The sequence below is a fragment of the Enterococcus sp. DIV0561 genome, assembly GCF_050539875.1.
In the GTDB taxonomy this organism is placed as follows: Bacteria; Bacillota; Bacilli; order Lactobacillales; family Enterococcaceae; genus Enterococcus; species Enterococcus faecalis.
This window is the reverse complement of the sequence record NZ_CP172927.1, coordinates 1,200,893-1,219,739: the sequence shown is the minus strand read 5'-3', so window position 1 is coordinate 1,219,739 and position 18,847 is coordinate 1,200,893. Positions and strand designations below refer to the sequence as shown.

Sequence of the window (18,847 nt, the reverse complement as noted above, 5' to 3'; positions counted from 1 at the left end):
ATACTAATATAACAACTCCTTACCTTTTTGTCAAGGGAAATACGCAATTTTTTAGCACTCTTCACACAAGAGTGCTAATCGCTGCAAACCACCTTCAAAAACCATCAATACCAACTTTTGTAATAAAAAAATCATCGAAATGCTTTGTCACACTTCGATGATTTTTTTATTTTTTTACTCTTTTTCACTTAACAAAAATGCTTCAAAAACATTATTCCCCACAAATAGTCCTTTTTTCGTTAAACGTAAGATATCTGCTTCTTCAATTAATAATTCTTCTTTGATTAAGCGTTGAATGACCTCTCCATAAATCGCTTCAATTGGTTCCTGAAATTTTTGTTGGAATTTTTGTTTAGAAATACCTACTTTTTTACGTAAGCCTAAAAATAGCTCCTCTTCTATTTGATTTAGACGAGTTAATTCTTCAGTCTCCACAATTGGCAATTGATTTTCTCGCAAGGGTTTCAAATAATGTTGGATTGGACCGTGATTTTTGTAACGAGTTTGCCCAAGATAGCCGCTGGCACCTGCGCCAAATCCATAGTAGTGGTCATTATTCCAATAAGCCAGATTATGCTGGCTTTCTTTTCCTGTTAAAGCAAAATTACTGACTTCATATTGGTGCCGTCCTTTTTTCTCCATTGCTTCAATCGTTTCGTCAAACATCTGTGCTTCGATTTCTTCTTCAGGCAGCTGTAATCGTCCTTGACGAACCCAGTTCATGAACATTGTTTTATTTTCAAGAATTAATGAATAAAGCGAATAGTGCGGCAAATCCAATGCTAAGGCTCTTGTCAAAGTATCGCGAAAACTTTCCAATGTTTGTCCAGGTAAAGCATAGATTAAGTCAATACTGACATTGGTAAAATTTTCTTTCTCTAAAAATTTCATTGTTTCATAAACATCTGCGGCGGTGTGCTTGCGGCCGATTTTTTTGAGCAAGCGATCATCAAATGTCTGAACGCCCATCGAAAGACGATTGACGCCATAGTTTTTCATGACTTGTAATTTTTCTTGGGTTAAATCACCAGGGTTTGCTTCCACCGTAAATTCATTTCGGTCATCAAATGTTAGCTGTTCGCGAACCCCTTTTAGTAGCACATCTAACTGTTTCGCTGATAATGAAGTTGGCGTGCCTCCGCCAATATAGATGGTTTTCATTTCTTGTTCTGGATACAATGCTTGCGTAAGTTGAATTTCTTTTAATAAACTCTGAATATATTCATCAACTGGTTGACCTTCTAAAAAGACCTTATTAAAATCGCAATAATAACAAATATGCTCACAAAATGGAATATGAATATAGGCCGACCGATCGAACATCGGCGTTGAAGTTGAAAGTTGGTTTGTTTTGGTCATTAGCTCGTTTTATCTCCTTATTACCAAAAAGCTCGTTCTTTTTGGAAAGTCTCTACTAGCCATACTAACTGTAAATGACAAATAAATCCATAAAAAAATTCGCACAGTCACTTAAAACAACCACGAGGAGCTGTCATAAAAACCGACACCTCCTCAACCTTGAAAGAAAAGTAAAAAAATTTTTCTATATATAATAGTACAAATCAGTTACAGTAATTGACCGTAACGTTTGACGTATAAAACTTTAATGAACGCAACCAGTGCCAAATAAGCAACAATTGTCGGGATTAAATACAAGAAATAGCTTGGTGATAAACCGACAAATCCTAGTTCTGCACCGAAAGCGGTAAAGGGTAAAACAGTTCCGAGAACAATCCCTGCTGTAGTGACTAACGTCATAATTCCAGAAGCACTACTTTGAAGGAAAGGCATCTTTTCTGTTCGTAGGAAATGCAAGACGAGCATTTGGGACCATAAGGACTCAATGAACCACCCTGCATGGAAAATACCAATAAAGAGCAATTGATCTGCTCCATTTAATTCAAAGAATGAGCCACCTAGGATAGCCGGACACACAATGAAATACATAAATAAATAGGTAACAATATCAAAAATAGAACTCGTTGGGCCAAACCAACGCATAAAATTACCAATTGATTTTGGTTCCCATTTTTTTGGTTTTTCTACGTATTCTTCATCTACTTTGTCCCAAGGAACTGACATGCACGAAGTATCGTAAATTAGATTTAATAATAGCGATTGAATCGGAGCAATCGGTAAAAATGGTAAAAAGATACTTGCTGGGATCACGGAAAAAACATTGCCAAAATTAGAACTTGCTGTTAATTTGACGTACTTCATCGTGTTCGTAAACACGCGCCGTCCAGATAAAATTCCTTTTTCCAAAACCATTAAATCTTTTCTCAATAAAATTACATCCGCCGATTCTTTCGCCACATCGACAGCTGTATCAACAGAGATTCCCACATCAGCAGCACGCATTGCTCCAGCATCATTTATTCCATCACCTAAAAAGCCAACAGTTTGACCATTTTCAGTTAACGCATTTACAATACGAACTTTTTGGTCAGGCGTAATTTTGGCGAAAATATTATACGCTTGAACGGTTTTTCTTAATTCTTCTTGGTTTAATTGTTGAAGTTCATTTCCTGTAATAATTTTTTCGCCAGCCAGACCAACTTCTTTACAAACAGAATGCGTCACATATTGATTGTCCCCCGTTAATACTTTCACAGCTACATTATGTTGATGCAAGGCGTGAATAGCTGCCGCTGCTGTTTCTTTTGGCGGATCCAAGAAGGCAAGATAACCTTGTAAAATCAACTCTGATTCATCTTTAGTTGTATACTCCCATTCAGCCGCTTCGACTTTTTTATCGGCAATTGCTAGAACGCGCAAACCATCTCGATTTAAAGCTTCAACGTCTTTGGTAATTTTTTGACGTAGCGTCTCTGTTAAGGGCACAATTTCGCCATTTAAAAGTACCTGTGTGCAGACCAAGAGCATTTCTTCAACCGCACCTTTGGTAATTAAGCGTGTTTCTCGCGTTTTAAACTCTTTGATAATCACGCTCATTCGACGTCGATTGAAATCGAAAGGAATTTCATCTACTTTATAAAAATCATCTGATTGTATATCACTTTCTTGCGTCGCCGCTTGAATAACGGCGTTATCCATTAAATTACGCAAACCTGTTTGAAAATAACTGTTTAGAAATGCTAAATCCAAGACTTTTTGATCTTCTTGGCACCCAATATTATAGTGGTATTCTAAAATTACTTTATCTTGTGTTAAGGTACCTGTTTTATCCGTACAAAGTACATCCATCCCGCCAAAATTTTGAATGGCATTGACATTTTTCATAATCGTGCCTTCTTTAGCCATTTCTCGAGAACCTTTGACTAAATTGGTTGTTACAATCATGGGTAACATTTCTGGTGTCAAGCCGACAGCTGTGGCAATCGCGAACATTAATGCTTCCACCCAATCGCCTTTTGTTAACCCATTAATTAGAAAAACAGTTGGCGTAATGACCAACATAAAGCGAATCAGCACCCACGTTGTTTTATTAATTCCTGTTTCAAAACTCGTCTGCTGCTGCTCTTCTCCGTTATCAGAAGCCATCCGTCCGAATAAAGTTTGATTACCAACTTTAATGACAATGCCCAAACCAGTGCCACTAATTACATTTGTTCCTAAAAACAAAAGATTGTCGTATTCTGTATCAATTTGATCACTATCTTTTTGATGAGTCGCGTGTTTTTCAATGGGAAAACTCTCTCCAGTCAAGGATGATTGGGAAACAAATAAGTCCTTAGATTGGATTAAACGTAAATCGGCTGGAATCATATCGCCAGCGGATAGTTGGACTAAGTCGCCACACACAACTTCCTCAATAGGAATTTCCATTTGCTTCTTGTCACGAATGACTGTCGCTGTAACTTTAATCATATTTTGTAATTTTTCAACTGCATTGCTTGATTTGACTGATTGGACAAAACTCATCGTGCCGCTTAAGATGACCATCGCTAACATAATTAACACGCCAGTAACATCTTTTTCCTCTGGCGCAGCATAGACATATTCTGTAAAGAATGAAATCGTGGCTAGTGCTAATAACACCAAAGTAAACGGCGTGATATACGATTTTATAAAAAGTCGCAGCCGTGAAGCTTTTTTTTCATTCATAATTTTGTTGCGGCCATAACGTTCTTGTAATTCCTCAATATCTTGGTGTTTAATGCCATCCCAAGTTGAGCCAAAACGTTGTAAAACTTTTTCTACTTCTGAATGGGCAAACTTTTTGTAACTATAGTCATGGCCCAAGTGACGCATTTTCTTTTCCATTTTCTTTCACCTCATTTATCTGTTGTTGACTTGAATTGACGATCGGTTCATCTTCCATTTTCCTCACCCTTTCCACAAAAAAAGACACGCTGAAAACTCAACGTGTCAAAGAATAATCGTTCTTATCGTTGAGCTTTAGCACTATACAACGTAAAAAGCGATTGCTTTTAGCTACCTTAAGAAAAGCCTTCATTCGACAGTTCCTGTTCTACCCATTGGCGTCTCTCGACATTTTTGGGCAGTAGCCTATGTTTGTATAGGAGCCTCACCTAACAAATCTTATTTAATTACAACAGCAAGTATAATTCTTCCATGAAAAAATAACGATATAGAAAAAGTTTTTAGTAGATAACTTTTTGTCCATTCAGTAACAAAAAGAAAAATAATCCGCTTATTTACTATGGTTTTCTGGTATGATTCGTATTTATTCATAGAATCATAACTGGTTAAATTAATCTAAAGACCGTCAGATAGCCTTGTCGAGAAGCTTTTCTTCTGCTATTTTTTGTATAGTTAAAGAAACGGCGGTGAGGAAAATGAAATTACAACAACTAGAATATTTTATGGCAGTTTCAAAGTATGCGAGTTTTACTTTAGCTTCTCAAAAGCTCCATACGAGTCAACCTTATTTAAGTACCCAGCTCAAGGAGTTGGAACGTGAATTAGGTGCTTCATTAATTTTAAGAGACAAGAAACATTGTCGGCTTTCTCCAGCAGGCGAAGTCGTCGCCAAGCGAACAGAGATGATTTTTGCACTCATTAAGGAAGCGCAAGAAGAGATTAATGAATTAGTGACCCAAGGATCGACAACGACCATTCGGATTGGAACAAACTTAATTGATATAGATAAAGCATTTGGAGAAGTCTTGTTGTTATTTAATCAATCCTATCCGTATGTAAGTATTGATTTTAAATATTATTACGATCTTGAAACAGCCTTGGAAACAGATTTAATTGACATTGGGATTGGGATATTTTTGGATACCTCGATTCCATTAGAGAAAGAATTAATTTATACAGAAAGCTATCTCCTTTGTGTCAATAAAAATCATCCTTTAGCCCATGCCGATAGCGTAACGATTGACGAAATTCGTTCTTTACCTTTTGCTGCATATTCCGATCAAGTATATGAAAAAAAAGTGTTTAAACGTTGGGAACGTAAAATCAATTGGGAAAATCGGCAAATCGTCATCGAACTTCCTTCTCTTCATTTAGTCTTAGACATGGTCCAACGAGAAAAAGCCTGTAGCATTCTTCCCTATTCACTCACTGATGAACTAAACAGACGTAACTTAGTTGGTATTCCTCTGGAAGATAGTCCAGAACGAGCCATCTATTTAGTTCAGAATAATCATCACGGACATTGTGAAGCACACCGTTATTTATTCGAACAATTACGTTATTTATTCTAGGAATAGAAAAAGGAGGAATTCCCATGGAACTATTTCGTTTACATTATTTTTTAGAGTTATGCAAAGTGAAACAATTTACTAAAGCAGCCGAAAATTTAGCAATTTCTCAAGCTGCATTAAGTAAGCAAATAAAAATTCTTGAAGCAACGTTAGGCGCTGAACTTTTTAATCGCCAAGGTCAAACTACCACCTTAACACCGGCTGGATTAATTTTAGAAAAATATTGTTGGCGCATCACCAATGAGTTGGTCTCAATTGAAGAAGAGCTAAAAGAAATTAATCATTCTTCCAACCATATTTATGTAGCCACTTATCTCTGTGATTTAGAATATAAATTGAATGACTTACTAATGACAACATTAACGGATCGTTCATCCAACTTACAAGTCCATACTATTATTACAGAAAATATTCTTCAATCCTTGGAAACAATGGATGCAGATTTTGGTATTTCCTTTGCTGACTTACCATTACCTGAACATATTGGTAAAATTGATTTATTTACAGCAAATTATCAATTCATTTTAAGAAATGATCATCCAGCTTTGGCCAAAGCCACGACGGAAGAAATTTTAAAAGAACTAACAATGTACCCCTTCGTCCGTTTAAATACCGAATTTTCCGAGCAAAACAAATTAACCAATTGGCTAGATACTACGTTTTCTAATTTTTCTCCAGAGAAAGTCATTCAAGTGGATACTCTTTCACTTATTACTCACTTGGTGTCTCATTCCGATAGTTTCGCTATTGTCCCCGAATACACAAATATTCAACTTTTAGACAATTCGATTCATACACTGACTTACCAAGAACTACCTAAACGAAACATGGCAGTTTATTATTTAAAAGAACGTTACATGAGTCGACAACTTCAACAACTTTTGGCTGAATGCCAAAAACAATTTCAATAGTAAAAACCAAGACTAGAGCTTGTCGGCAAGCGAGTTCCAGTCTTGGTTTTTATTTGTGTTTTCAGGTAGCGGCTTCTCTTCCTTTGACAAATCCTAAAGAAGTGATAGCCATCACTAACGAAGTGCCTCCTTGACTTAAAAACGGAAGCGGAATACCTTTTAACGGCAACAGTCCAATCACCGCACCGATATTCTCCACCGTTTGAAAAACCAGCGAAAAAATGAGGGCGACACAGATGTACATACAAAAACGCGAATTGCTCCGCAAGCCAGCTACTAAAACTTGATAAAACAAGTAAAAATAGAGAAAAACAACGGTGGCACTGCCCACAAAGCCCCAGGCTTCCCCAATAAAAGTAAAAACCATATCAGACTCACGAACAGGAACATACACTTCAATCCCATGTACACCCTTGCCGAATAAACCACCCGAACCGATTGCCAATAAGCCTTGTACTTGTTGATAGGAGATTTTATCGACATAATCATAGGGATGAATCCATGCTAAAATTCGATCCAATTGATATTGTTTAAAATGTAAAAAGAAGAGTACTTTGTGCCCCCACTCTGTAAAGACTAACAGAATCAAGACCACGCCTAACGTTGCTAAAGCGCTGAAAATAATGATTAAAATTTTGCGATCAATTCCTGAAATAACTAAAAGAGATAGGATAATCGTTACGAAAACAAGGGATGTTCCAAAATCTTTTTGTACCGCCATCAAGAAAAAAACAGGGACACTAACCGCAACGATTTTTTTTAGAAGTTGCTTGTCTGAACGCCATTTATCAGACCAGTCTTGTTGCTCGTGTTGGACAATAATTTTTGCCAACATTAAAATAAACGCAATTTTCGCAATTTCTGATGGCTGAAATTTAATAAACCCTAAATCTAACCAGCGCTTTGTGCCCGTCAATAAATACATTCCTTTATCATAGGAAAAATACAAAGCGCTCATCAAGATTAATGAAAACCCATAGAAAAAAGGAGCTACTTTCCAAATAAACTTCTGTGACAGCCGACTAGCTAAAAACATGCCTGCATAGCCAACAAAAATAAAGAAAAGTTGTTTTAATGCTGGCACAGTTCCATCTTTTCCTTCATTAACGGCAATCCAATATTGCACACCAGAAGATAAAAGTGTGAGTAAAAAAATGGGCAATAATAAATCATAATTAAGATGTAAGTTGAATTTTTTTGTATTGACCATTTAACTGCCGCCTTTCGTTTGCAATAATTTTAATGACGATTCCTAATGCCACTGAAAAGATTAAATAGCTTGTCCCACCGTAACTAACAAACGGTAAAGGAATTCCTGTCATTGGAATCAAACCCAAAACGCCACCAATGTTAATCGCCGTTTGAGCTAAAATCAAGGTCCCGACCCCTAACAAAAACAAGCCGTAACAATGATTTTTTATTACACAACTACTCCGCAAAATCGAGGCCGCTAAAAATAACAAAAGAAATAGCAATAGTAAGCCGCCAATCAGACCAAGTTCTTCCACAATCACCGCAAAAATAAAATCGGTTTGACCTTCTGGCAAGCCACCTTTTTTTACCATACCATTGGCTAGTCCGGTGCCCCAAAACCCACCGTTATACATTGCTAAATAGGCCATTGAAGGCTGAAATCCGCGATCATGAAAGGATAAAAACGGATTTTTCAAAACAACTAAGCGGTCATACACATGCGCAAAAAAATGTGGTAAGTACTGGTGATCCCCTAGAAAAATAATTATTTTAGAAAGAAGCGCCGCGCTAGCAACGACAATCCCCGCAGCAATTACACTAAATTTTGCATGAATACTTGCTGAGAAAATCAAGACACTGCCAATAACTAAAATAAGAATAGCCCCGCCAACTTTGGGTTGGATCAAAACTAAAAATGCAACGACCAACACAAACAGCCATTGTTTCCTTAACTGCTTCGTTGTCAAGCCATTTTCTTTTTCACCTAAATAACAGCTCAAGTAATAAATAATCGCAAAATTACAAAGTTCTGATGGCTGAAATTGGATTCCAAAGAGAGAAATCCAACGTTGTGCGCCATTCGCTGCTACACCAAAAAAAGGTAGTCGAACCATTAACAGTAATAGTACCGAAACTAAAAGCAGTCCAATCGCAATTTTTTTATTAAATAACACTTCTAGTCGAACTTTGTAAATCACGAACATTAGCACCCAGCTGAGACACATAATAATGCCTTGTTTAATAAACACAGCAGTGGGCTTCACGCCTTGCATCAGCAAGTCATAGCTACTGGCGCTATAAATCATTAACGCGCCAATAATACTTAATATAATAAAGGTCAAAAGAATTTTTGTTAGACCTAAAGTACGTAGATTCATTCTCTCACCTCTATCTTTTTCTAATTAAATCAATCTTACCAGTCTGAATTAGAAAACAAATAGAGAGTTTTTTATAGAACTATTACTAAGCTTACATAACAAAAAGTAGCTAGACTTGGTTCATTTCACCTAGTTTCGCTACTTTTAAAAAAAACATTTATATAATTTTTGTGTGTTGCTCACATTTCTGATAAATTTTTCCAAACTTATCTCTTTCTAAATACTGATAATCTACTAAATACCGTCTCAAAAGTGCATAATCTTCATAGATTTCTCTAAGTCGCTGATTGACTTCTTTTTCCGTATATTCTTTCCCAAATTCAAATTGGTTGGCCACACGTTGAAACACTTGGACTTTTTTCGCATTTTTCTTGGGAATAACCAGCAACTTTCCTTCTTTAAAAAAATTTTCAACCATGTTTATTCTCCTTTTTTGTTTTGACTATTGTTTAGAAAATTGATGATTCAGTTTTTCTTTCTGTTTATCGGTCCATTTGCCAGCGACTTCATTGACAATTGTTTCAGCAAAATCGCCTACTTTTTCTCCCGTAATATTTTTGATAGGTGTTCCGTTAGCAGCTCCTTCTTCAAACAAATCAAGTAAATCAGTCAACGCATTGAACATATTGGCTCCGCTATGATCTGAAAAATGCCATGCATATTTTTCAATTTCTTGAAATACTTGTCGATACTCTGCTGGTAATGCTGCAATCCGTCGTTTATATTCTTTGTACTCTTTTTTATCCCCAATAACTTTTTTGATCAACGCTTTAAAATCTGACATGCTCTATCCCTCCATTTTTTCATCTTGTTTACTTGTTTTGAAAGCAACGTCCAACGCTGCCAAAAATCAGCGAGTTCTGCTTCTCCTGATGAGGTTAAGCGATAGAACTTCCGCATTGGTCCTTTTTCTGAAGGCTTTTTTTCAGCTATAACCCATTGATTTTTTTCTAAACGCAGTAAAATCGTATAAACGGTTCCTTCAACAATTTCAGTAAAACCTTGGTCATTTAAAATTTTTGTAATTTCATAACCATATGTTTCTTTCCTTTGGATGATGGCTAAAACTAAACCTTCTAAAATGCCTTTTAGCAACTCTGTCTGCTTCACTGCTTTTCCTCCCTGAACTACTCTTTATTACTATGTACCACTACATAATAATACTGAGTACCGGTTCTGTCAACTACTTTGTAATAAAAAGTAGTAAATGAGCGTGGAGCAAAAATCCAAAGTGATTTTTGCTCCACGCTCAAAAACTAATAAACGGCGGGAACAGAAGCAACTCCTTCGGAAATAAGCCGAAATTCTCCAAAAATTATAGAACAATTTTCGGAAATTCCTTCTTATTTCTCGGAGTTAAACACTTCTGTCCCGACCTCCTTATTATTCTTTATTCATTTATTCCGAGGTCTGCTTCAAAGGCTTCTAATTCTGCAAGGTGTGTTTCTGGATAAGCAAAGCATGTTGAAAAATGCCACTCCCCACCACTTGTACCAAAATAACCTGGCAGTAATTCCAAAGCCAATAATGCTTCTGATGTTTCTTTTTCCGGTAACGTAATCTGAAAAGTAGTCGCTGGAACAAAACCGAACTTCTTATAGTAAGTTGGATGGCCCAAGATAATCAATCCGCCGATGCCTAATTCTTTGGCCTTCTGCACAGAATGCTTAATTAACGCGGAGCCTACGCCCGTGTTCTGAACTTCTGGATGGACACTTAGCGGCCCAACGGTCAAAACAGCCTTTTCTGTATGATCAGGTAATCGTAGTTTGGCTTTTGAAGACATAATATGACCCGTTAATTTTCCTTGATCAGTTTCTGAAACTAAGGACAACTCCGGAATAAAGTCGGCACTTTCTCTTAATAAATGCACGATAAAATGTTCTGTGGGACGCCAGTTTTCGGTCAAGTTTAATCCCTTAAACGCTTGATACGTTAAACGTTCTACAGCTTGATACTCTGCAGGTTTTTCTTGACGAATCTTCATTATTTGTCCTCTGATTGTTGGAAATAGTCAGCCGTATCTCGTTCATCTTGTTTTAATTGGTCGATCAAGGCTTCAGCCCCATTGAATTTCACTTGGTCACGTAAATAATGATTCCAACGAACCACCACTTGTTCACCATAGATGTCTTGATGGAAGTCCAAAATATAGACTTCCACGGTTAAATCGCGTCCTTCTCCAAAGGTGTCATTATGACCAATTGAGCCCATGCCGACATACCATTTGCCACCAACTTCGATTTGCACAGCATAGACGCCAATTCTTGGTAAGCGCACGGTGCTTTTCACTTTGACATTAGCGGTCGGGAAACCCAATAAACGGCCCCGAGCATCGCCATGGACAACTGTTCCTTCTGTTTCATAAATATATCCTAACAACTCCGTGACCTCCTCCATTTCGCCGGCTTCCATTTTTTCGCGAATTCTTGTTGAGCTAATTTTGGCACCAGTCATTTCTTCTTTTGGTACTGTCACCACTTCAAAACGGCCTTGCGCATAAGTTGGTAACTGTTTGACTCCAGCGATTTCTTTAGGACCATACGTATAATCAAACCCAGAGACTGCCACTGCACTATTTAAATTAACGATATACTGATCGACAAAATCTTGCGGTTTTAATTGAGCAAACGCTGAAGTAAATTCGACAATATATAAAATATCAACGCCCAAGTTGGCCATTAGGCGTTCTTTTTGTTCCAAGCTAGTTAAATATTTCATATTTTCTGGTAAAACTTTTTGAAAAACGATTGATGGGTGTTGGTTGAAGGTCATCACAGCTAACTTCAAGCCTTTTTCCTCCGCAATCTTTTTGCCTGTTTCAATTACTTTTTGGTGGCCTTTGTGAACACCGTCAAAAAAGCCTAGGACCATCACGACTTCTTCATTAGGAATTTGATTGGGTTCATAGGGATGATGTAGTTGAATAACTTGCATGTGCAAAAACTTCCTTCTTTTTTATTTAATTGTTCCGTAGAACTTTACTTGGTTTCAATAATTTATCATGCGTTGGGTGTGGCATGTATAAACTAACCACTTGATTTTGGTAAAATAAGGCAACTAAGGATTCTGGCATTGCCTTTATTCCTAATTCTTTTTTGTGCAAACGCATGCCATTTTTTACTTTTTGATACAATTCATCTGATAAATCAATTCGTGGGAATTGTTCTACTGCTGTCTCAATGGGCAATAGGCATTGATCGATTGTTTCAGCAGCCATTTGTTTGGCTACTTCTTCTAACGTTAAGCATTGCGCAGCTTGCAAACCGCCACTTGCCGTTCTCGTTAAATCCGACATATGGGCAGGATAGCCTAATTTTTTGCCAGTATCCACTGATAGTGTCCGCACATAGGTTCCTTTGCCACAGACCACTTTAAACCGCCAACTTTGTGTATGAGCGGATTCGTTAAAAATTGGTTCACTAGTGCGTTCAAATGAATAAATCATAGCTTTTCGTTGGGGCCGTTCAACTTCTTCCCCGTTCCGCGCATATTCATATAAACGTTTACCATTGACTTTCACCGCAGAAAACATCGGTGGGATTTGTGTGATTTCACCTGTCATTTCGGCCATTGCTTGATCAATTTGTTCAGTTGACAGAGGTGTTGTAACTGGTTTTTTTTCAACAATTTCGCCACTAACATCTTCGGTTGTCGTAGCAAATCCAAGTGTAATTTCACCTTCATAGGTTTTGCCAGAATCTACCATGTATTCGATCACTTTCGTTCCTTTGCCAACGCAGATGGGTAAGACCCCTTCGACATCTGGATCTAACGTACCACCATGACCAATTTTTTTGGTATGTAAAATTTTTCTCAATTTAAATACGCAGTCATGACTTGTCATGCCACGTTCCTTCCATAACGGTAAAATGCCGTCCATTATAGTTCCTCCAGTTCCGATAATACTAACTTTGTCATTATAGCATAAAAGTACCTAGCTTCGCAGTCTCCATTGCTTATTCCCTTTGGCAAAATCTCTGCTAAATGCAAAAAAAGCCACAAACTCTGATAAAAGCAGAGTTTGTGGCTTTTTTTAGCTAGTAAATGATCCCCATGTATTCTGTGCGTTGCCATCGTTTGGTCCGATTGGCAAATAAATTCTCGCGCCTGTCGTATCTGTTCCACCAATGAAAACATACCCATCTGCAATATAAAACACATCGTAATAAAAGCGAGTATTTTTGGGCCAGATACCATAAATGGGTGCTGACAAACTAGGTTGTCCTGCTCTTAAAACAATGCCTTCGTCCACACCAATTAGAAATGATTTCTTCGTTTGCGGGCGCCAAAGTTCAGCAATGTCGCCGTCGTTCACATAACCTAACAAATGTCCGCTATTTTCAATACGGTAAAGGTTTTGTCGGTCCGGTAATTTCGCTGTAATTGTTCCTACCTGTGTCCAAAGTGCCTCTGCTGATAGATGTTCATTGATTAAAGCATCTGGTGTTGGATAGATTGAAGTGAAACGAATTGCTTGTCCTACTTGATATTTTGGTGCATTAGGTTTACCCGGCTGAACAATGACAGTCTCACCTGTTTCAGAAACGCCCGTTTGTAAATCTTGTGCCAACTGCGCTTTACTAATCCCCCAACGCGCTAAATAACCATAAGGATCTGTATGATCTCCCCACCAATTTTTTGTAATCCAATCATGAGTGACTATTCCATAACCTGTTCCATCGTCCAGCGAAAAATCAGCACCAATGTTCTGAGCTAAATCACGGGCCAAATTAACATAGGCAGCATAATCTTTTTTAAACGTCGCCGCATTATTCGTTCGAGCCAATTCGATTTGCGCATATGCTTTTTGGTTAGCTAAAGCACCTGCGCCATATTGAATTTGACCAGCAGGAGCTAATTGTTTCACTCGTCCACCAGATCCGACAAAATATGAGACATAAGCATTTGACCAATTTCGTTTCATATAGGCTACTTCATTGTCTAAACTGTGTGGTCCTAGGTTCCGCTCGTTTCCTGATTCATGTAAAACAATTAATTCATTGGTTGCAGAGCCTGGAAAATAAGTAAAGTTGATTGGATCCGCTTCGATGGTGTAAGCGCAAGCTGTCATCGGAATCGTTAAACTTAAGCCAATCACTAAAGCAAGTTGAATCATTAATTTTTTAAACATAGCATGCTCCTTTCTTAAAAAAGCCATGAAAGGAAAGTCAAAATAACTTCCCTTTCATGGCTTAACCCTGCAGATAAATGGCGAGACAGAAGTAATTTCTTCGGCAATCAGCCGAAAGTTCTACGTTTGTCCCGACCACTTCTACTTAATCATCTTTATTTTTTAACTGAATAAATAACTCTTTTAACTTTTTCGGCATAGGAATAAAGGTCGCAATGTTTTCAAAAAAAGAAAGTCCTTCGTTCGCAATGTAAAAAATCAGAACCATTTCCCGAATTGGCAAATTGTTCCCCACAACTTTTTCAACACGAACCGCTACGGCAACCACAAATAACATCGTCACTTTTTTCGCAATTCCGAGCATACCAATCCGACTGGACAATTCTTTTGTGGCGATTGCCTTAATCCAACCTGTGATGAAATCGACAATAATTAAAAAGAGGAAGACATCCAACAATTGATCTAATCCACCTAATAAACGTACGACAATCCCACCGAAAATGCTTAAAAGCATTGTTATTGTGTTGAGATAACGTTCCATCCAAATCACCCTATTTTGATTAGCGTAGCAGATTTAATTCCTGTACTGTTTACTTCACCCATATAATTTGTCTCAATTAATGCAGAAAGTTGGTCTCCTTTCTTAAAATTACGTATGACCATTCCAAGTCCATCTTGACGATTTTTCCAGCTGGTACCCCCGAGTCCCCAAAAACGATCTGTTGGACCACCAGCTCGTACACCATTAATAGCAAAATTAAAGTACCAATAGCCATTTACCGTTGTTGTAGGCTGTACCCAAAAGTGTACAATTAAAATATACATTCCATCTTCTTCAATAACTAAACGGTTGTTATTTTTATTTAAATTAGCAAGTTTTGCTCGTTCGTCAATGTAAGAAAAATCACTACCAAATCCTACTTCTTTATTGTTCATATTTCCAATGACTTTTGTAAAACTACCTTCTGTTCCGTTTATACCTACGAGGTTAAACTTACCTAGACTAACTAAGGGAAGATTTTTGAATAGAGGAGCTTCGGAAAAATTCTTCACCCCAGCAATCTCTTGATCACCTGTTTGTGTCACAGCTTGACCTTTAATCGCTTCCGCAACGTTTTTCGGATGCATATATTTACTCGTTAAAGTTCCCGCGACTGCTTCGCTGTCTGATGCGAAGCCATAATTTTCTACATTGCCTAGCCCCACTTGTTCAGCGGTTACTTGGTGCGGATTATCCTGATTTTCCACATGGGTATTGAGTTGCTCTGCTTGAACAAAACCACTCTTCGCTAAAACCGCTTGGGCATCAACAGACAGACCAATATGAAGTCCCACGTAATCAACTTCTAAGCTGGCTGGCGTCACCCCATTCGATGAATCTGTATAGCTCATTAAATAAATGAACCCTTCATCTGTGATAAAATTCTGATCATTGATTTGAATTGAAAAATCGCTGAACTCTTTTGCTGATTCTTGAATTTGAGTTACCCAATTATCCGTAGTTGGTAAATACGCAGCGATTTTAATCGTTTGATTATTGGGCGCAGCGGCTTTCACACGTTGATTAATCGTAAAAAATTGAACGTTCTGGCGAATAAATGCTACCGCCTCGTCAGTTGTGAATGTTTCAAACATTTGTGGAATTAATTTTTTTGCGGCTTCAACGAGATTGAAGGCCGCTAATTGTTGTGGTATCACACCACTTTGGGTGGAACCTGTTTTCACACCCTCATCATCACGGCTGGCCATTTTATTGTAGTCCGCTTGGGAAACTTCCTCCCAAACGTCTGTTGGCTTCTTAAGAATTTTAGCCGTAAAATCAGTGGAATAACTGTTTGCATTGGTGGCTGTATTGCCGGTCGTTTTACCGTTAAAGTCTAACTTCAATTTGACAGTGGTTGGCTTAGCCAATAAAGAAATACCATCTGCTTTTGTCATACGGTCAGTCAAATCAATTTGAAGACGATTCGCTAAGGTAGCTTGTTTGATGCCTTGTGTATCTGTGCGTGCTTGGACAATTTCTGGATTACTATCACCCGCTTCTGCTACTAATTGATCGAAATCATTTCGTAAAGTATCAAATTCTTGTTTATTATTATTTGCCGTTGAAACTGCATTTCCTGCCATCGTGATGGCTGTTTTGGCATTGTTCATCGCTTGGTTGGCTGTTTCATTTGCTTGATTGCCTGCATCGGTGGCAATTTGTACGGCTTCTTTGCCAGCTTCATCTGCAATGTTTTTCGCTTCAGAAATTCCATTCGTTAACTGGACTTGGTAAGCATCAACTTTCTCAGCTGATGCATTCGACTGATCCAAGATTGCATTGATTTTAAGGCGACCTTGATTCAGGGTATCTAATTCTTCAATATGTTCTACTGACATTTCGTCACACTCCTCTAGTTTTCATTATTTTATTAAAACTGGCCACCCAATTGGGATTGAATATACACACGACAGATGACCGAAGCATCCAACCATAGTGGCTGATGAGAGAAAAATTGAAGCGTGTGATTGCCGCGTTCGATTTTTCCATCTGTTGTTTTTCGTAAATAACTCAAAATGTTTAGCCGTTGTTGTTGCAATGATAGTTGGGGTAATTTTTTGCCATCCACTACCAAATCAATGTTCGTTACAGAATGCGAAGGTCCTTTAGCAGTTGCCTTGAACGTTAATTCTGCGGTGTTTATATAAAGAATGTCCTCGTCAAAGTATAAATTCAGCTCCACTGGCTGTGTCTTACTAAGTTCTCCTTGTATTGAACGATTTAAAAGTGTCGTCGCCCCTTGTGCGTAAGTTTCGCTAATCTCTTGTTTCCGACTAAAAGCTGTCATGGTACTATGAATTGTTTCTTGCAGATTTCCCAACTCTAGCTGAATGTCTTGGGGGGCACCAAAGACATCTTTTTTACTTTCTTTTTTGATACGAAGGTTGACACTCCCAAATTCATTCGTATTAATCATGATAACCGTACCCAACCGCAAACGATCGATTGCCAAAGGTTGATCTGTTAATTTAATTAAATCAGCTGCAGTCACTACCCAAGAAACTTGTGGTTTGGTCCATTCTTCTAACATTCGCAAAGCATTTTCCTTTAATGCCTTGGGATCAGAAAAACGCTGTTCTACCCAAATTGACTCCAATAAACCATAGCGGTCAATTGCGGCCTTGTTCTCTAAATACGGAACCCCTTGATTGACCGAGCGAATATTGACTTTGTTAACACCTTCGCCTGAACCTAATGGATAAATCCGATTGATTAGCATCTTGGGATTACGTTCTATTTCAAATCCTTGCATGTTGTAACCTTCTTGAATTCGCGCAACTGGTTCTGTTGGCGGTTTGACTAATGAAAGTTCAAAAGGATAGACCTCTGTATTCCATTGCCAAAGATATTCCTCTTCGAAATCGGCTGGGATGCTAAATAAAGGCTCGACTAGCCCGTTTTCATTCTCCCATTTATAGGTTAATTTCCTTGAAAAATCACATTTTTTTAGGACCCAATGCTTTGTTTTTTGTTTATTCAATAGAAATTGAATGGCCTCTTTCGTTGTTTTGTTTTTAATTTCGTGACAACCAAATAGGACAGTATCGCCTAAGGTACATAATGCTTCTGTAGCAGAGTAGTGAATTTGATTATTGTTCGCATCTTTCTTAATTGTGGTTGGCATCACGCGATATAAACCAATATATTCATTCTCATTATCGGTCAGTTCCACCCATTGCATTTCTGCAATAAATTCATTTTTAGGATCATCTAGTGGCATGGTAAAATCTAAACTGCCAATTTTATTCTCTATTTTTTCATAACTGACTTGATAGGCATTATCCAAGATTGCCGTATATGTTCTTTTCAAATCCAGTGCCATTAACATTTAATCACCCTCCTACACAAATCGGTTAGGATAGCGAATCGTCAAGCGGAAGTCGCTATCTTTGGCTTGAATATACAGCGGTTCATTAGGATATAGATAAAAATCGTTCATTGGTCGAATCATCGGTGCACCATTTTTTGTCAGATAAAAATTTTCAGTATCAATGATAATTTCCGAACGATCAAAGTCTCCTAAGTTAATTGTATCGTTCCGTGTTTTAATCCAAACACCACGTCCGGTTCCTGTTAAAATAATGGTCGGTTTGACTTTTAATCCTTCGACCGTAGGATAAATTTCAATTGGCCGAACTTCTTTGCCTAAATCCCCCATCGTGTAAGCCCGATTTTGAAAGGTAATCATAGTTGATCCCCAATAGGCTCCACCTTCAATTAAAATTGGAAAATCAACTGCACCTGAGCCTGTATTCCCCATTAAGTAATTCGCTTGAAATGTAATGGTTGGCGAACCCCACATCACACTAGTCGCATCACTCCGTGTGTATTTATACGGATCAGAAAGCAATAAAGTAAAGGTGCCTGTTACTTGGTTAACGCCTTCGGGTACATCACTCACTGAAGATTTACTGCCAAACCACAGCATTTCCGGTTCATCGTTAAACCAAATAGAAACGTCTTTTTCCGTAAACAAAGCAACGTTTAAATGATTAAATGCATCTCGAAACGCTTCGTTATTCACAGCTGAAAGGCGATATTTGACTGTTAATTCTCGTTCTGGAATCCGCGCATAAACGTGACGTTTACCATCACGAATCCCTAATTGATAGCTTTCAATTTCGCTTGGAACTAATTCTCGTCCTGAAACTGATAATGTTTGATAACCAGGGATGACTTTTTCTAAAAATTGGCCGTTAAAATTCAACGCTTCTGAAGGAAGAGGCGTTGAATGAGTTGCTTGATTGGTATCAACAAATTTATACATG

Annotated in this window: 17 protein-coding genes and 1 riboswitch; of the genes, 2 read left to right on the top strand and 15 right to left on the bottom strand. The window is 37.9% G+C overall.

From position 1 onward, the window contains the following. Positions 1–174 precede the first annotated feature (174 nt). A complete protein-coding gene (gene hemW, locus IGM13_RS05965; RefSeq protein ID WP_002360468.1) occupies positions 175–1,323 on the bottom strand; it encodes a radical SAM family heme chaperone HemW in 1,149 nt (382 codons plus the stop codon). Positions 1,324–1,566: 243 nt separating this feature from the next. Next, positions 1,567–4,227 (bottom strand): magnesium-translocating P-type ATPase, encoded by a 2,661-nt coding sequence (mgtA, locus tag IGM13_RS05960; RefSeq protein WP_002363817.1) that lies wholly within the window; start codon positions 4,225–4,227, stop codon positions 1,567–1,569. 113 nt (positions 4,228–4,340) lie between these two features. Then, positions 4,341–4,511, bottom strand: a riboswitch (M-box (ykoK) riboswitch). Between the two features lie 252 nt (positions 4,512–4,763). On the opposite strand from mgtA, the gene IGM13_RS05955 reads away from it, so the two are divergent. Continuing rightward, the gene (locus IGM13_RS05955) at positions 4,764–5,639 is read left to right on the top strand and encodes a LysR family transcriptional regulator (protein ID WP_002382245.1); all 876 of its coding nucleotides are present in this window, start codon (positions 4,764–4,766) and stop codon (positions 5,637–5,639) included. Positions 5,640–5,662: 23 nt separating this feature from the next. Beyond that, positions 5,663–6,550 carry a LysR family transcriptional regulator gene (locus IGM13_RS05950; protein ID WP_002357832.1) on the top strand — a complete coding sequence of 296 codons (888 nt, stop codon included), beginning with the start codon at positions 5,663–5,665 and terminating at the stop codon, positions 6,548–6,550. 61 nt (positions 6,551–6,611) lie between these two features. Here the strand turns inward: IGM13_RS05950 and IGM13_RS05945 are convergent, their stop codons facing one another. From IGM13_RS05945 to IGM13_RS05885, 13 genes are all read right to left on the bottom strand, one after another. Beyond that, positions 6,612–7,760 (bottom strand): FtsW/RodA/SpoVE family cell cycle protein, encoded by a 1,149-nt coding sequence (locus IGM13_RS05945; RefSeq protein WP_002357833.1) that lies wholly within the window; start codon positions 7,758–7,760, stop codon positions 6,612–6,614. Beyond that, on the bottom strand, positions 7,726–8,901 hold the full coding sequence (locus tag IGM13_RS05940; protein ID WP_002377695.1) for an FtsW/RodA/SpoVE family cell cycle protein: 1,176 nt from the start codon (positions 8,899–8,901) through the stop codon (positions 7,726–7,728). The genes IGM13_RS05945 and IGM13_RS05940 overlap by 35 nt, the downstream gene beginning before the upstream one ends. 157 nt (positions 8,902–9,058) lie before the next feature. After that, the gene (locus IGM13_RS05935) at positions 9,059–9,319 is read right to left on the bottom strand and encodes a DUF2087 domain-containing protein (protein WP_002360471.1); all 261 of its coding nucleotides are present in this window, start codon (positions 9,317–9,319) and stop codon (positions 9,059–9,061) included. Positions 9,320–9,343: 24 nt separating this feature from the next. Next, entirely contained in the window at positions 9,344–9,685 is a 342-nt protein-coding gene (locus IGM13_RS05930; RefSeq protein WP_002395093.1) for a DUF1048 domain-containing protein, read from the bottom strand. Continuing rightward, complete coding sequence (locus IGM13_RS05925; protein WP_143344428.1) at positions 9,664–10,011, bottom strand: PadR family transcriptional regulator; 348 nt, start codon at positions 10,009–10,011, stop codon at positions 9,664–9,666. Before IGM13_RS05925 ends, IGM13_RS05930 begins: the two co-directional genes overlap by 22 nt. 280 nt (positions 10,012–10,291) lie before the next feature. Further along, the gene (locus IGM13_RS05920; RefSeq protein WP_002419810.1) at positions 10,292–10,888 is read right to left on the bottom strand and encodes a GNAT family N-acetyltransferase; all 597 of its coding nucleotides are present in this window, start codon (positions 10,886–10,888) and stop codon (positions 10,292–10,294) included. Next, positions 10,888–11,838 carry a riboflavin biosynthesis protein RibF gene (ribF, locus tag IGM13_RS05915; protein ID WP_002363808.1) on the bottom strand — a complete coding sequence of 317 codons (951 nt, stop codon included), beginning with the start codon at positions 11,836–11,838 and terminating at the stop codon, positions 10,888–10,890. The genes IGM13_RS05920 and ribF overlap by 1 nt, the downstream gene beginning before the upstream one ends. Before the next feature lie 25 nt (positions 11,839–11,863). Continuing rightward, a complete protein-coding gene (gene truB, locus IGM13_RS05910; RefSeq protein ID WP_002419811.1) occupies positions 11,864–12,784 on the bottom strand; it encodes a tRNA pseudouridine(55) synthase TruB in 921 nt (306 codons plus the stop codon). A gap of 153 nt (positions 12,785–12,937) precedes the next feature. Continuing rightward, positions 12,938–14,062, bottom strand: a complete 1,125-nt coding sequence (locus tag IGM13_RS05905; RefSeq protein WP_002419812.1) for an SH3 domain-containing protein — start codon at positions 14,060–14,062, stop codon at positions 12,938–12,940. Positions 14,063–14,180: 118 nt separating this feature from the next. Then, the gene (locus IGM13_RS05900; protein WP_002357842.1) at positions 14,181–14,576 is read right to left on the bottom strand and encodes a phage holin family protein; all 396 of its coding nucleotides are present in this window, start codon (positions 14,574–14,576) and stop codon (positions 14,181–14,183) included. A gap of 5 nt (positions 14,577–14,581) precedes the next feature. Beyond that, the gene (locus IGM13_RS05895) at positions 14,582–16,417 is read right to left on the bottom strand and encodes a hypothetical protein (RefSeq protein WP_002419814.1); all 1,836 of its coding nucleotides are present in this window, start codon (positions 16,415–16,417) and stop codon (positions 14,582–14,584) included. 32 nt (positions 16,418–16,449) lie between these two features. Continuing rightward, complete coding sequence (locus IGM13_RS05890; protein ID WP_002397217.1) at positions 16,450–17,907, bottom strand: phage tail protein; 1,458 nt, start codon at positions 17,905–17,907, stop codon at positions 16,450–16,452. Between the two features lie 12 nt (positions 17,908–17,919). Continuing rightward, a complete protein-coding gene (locus IGM13_RS05885; RefSeq protein WP_002365553.1) occupies positions 17,920–18,846 on the bottom strand; it encodes a distal tail protein Dit in 927 nt (308 codons plus the stop codon). Between the last annotated feature and the right edge of the window lies 1 nt (position 18,847).

Coding starts and splice junctions, on each gene's coding strand:
- hemW (WP_002360468.1), bottom strand. CDS start 1,323: ATGTTCGATCGGTCGGCCTATATTCATATTCCATTTTGTGAGCATATT.
- mgtA (WP_002363817.1), bottom strand. CDS start 4,227: ATGGAAAAGAAAATGCGTCACTTGGGCCATGACTATAGTTACAAAAAG.
- IGM13_RS05955 (WP_002382245.1), top strand. CDS start 4,764: ATGAAATTACAACAACTAGAATATTTTATGGCAGTTTCAAAGTATGCG.
- IGM13_RS05950 (WP_002357832.1), top strand. CDS start 5,663: ATGGAACTATTTCGTTTACATTATTTTTTAGAGTTATGCAAAGTGAAA.
- IGM13_RS05945 (WP_002357833.1), bottom strand. CDS start 7,760: ATGGTCAATACAAAAAAATTCAACTTACATCTTAATTATGATTTATTA.
- IGM13_RS05940 (WP_002377695.1), bottom strand. CDS start 8,901: ATGAATCTACGTACTTTAGGTCTAACAAAAATTCTTTTGACCTTTATT.
- IGM13_RS05935 (WP_002360471.1), bottom strand. CDS start 9,319: ATGGTTGAAAATTTTTTTAAAGAAGGAAAGTTGCTGGTTATTCCCAAG.
- IGM13_RS05930 (WP_002395093.1), bottom strand. CDS start 9,685: ATGTCAGATTTTAAAGCGTTGATCAAAAAAGTTATTGGGGATAAAAAA.
- IGM13_RS05920 (WP_002419810.1), bottom strand. CDS start 10,888: ATGAAGATTCGTCAAGAAAAACCTGCAGAGTATCAAGCTGTAGAACGT.
- ribF (WP_002363808.1), bottom strand. CDS start 11,838: ATGCAAGTTATTCAACTACATCATCCCTATGAACCCAATCAAATTCCT.
- truB (WP_002419811.1), bottom strand. CDS start 12,784: ATGGACGGCATTTTACCGTTATGGAAGGAACGTGGCATGACAAGTCAT.
- IGM13_RS05905 (WP_002419812.1), bottom strand. CDS start 14,062: ATGGCTTTTTTAAGAAAGGAGCATGCTATGTTTAAAAAATTAATGATT.
- IGM13_RS05900 (WP_002357842.1), bottom strand. CDS start 14,576: ATGGAACGTTATCTCAACACAATAACAATGCTTTTAAGCATTTTCGGT.
- IGM13_RS05895 (WP_002419814.1), bottom strand. CDS start 16,417: ATGTCAGTAGAACATATTGAAGAATTAGATACCCTGAATCAAGGTCGC.
- IGM13_RS05890 (WP_002397217.1), bottom strand. CDS start 17,907: ATGTTAATGGCACTGGATTTGAAAAGAACATATACGGCAATCTTGGAT.
- IGM13_RS05885 (WP_002365553.1), bottom strand. CDS start 18,846: ATGTATAAATTTGTTGATACCAATCAAGCAACTCATTCAACGCCTCTT.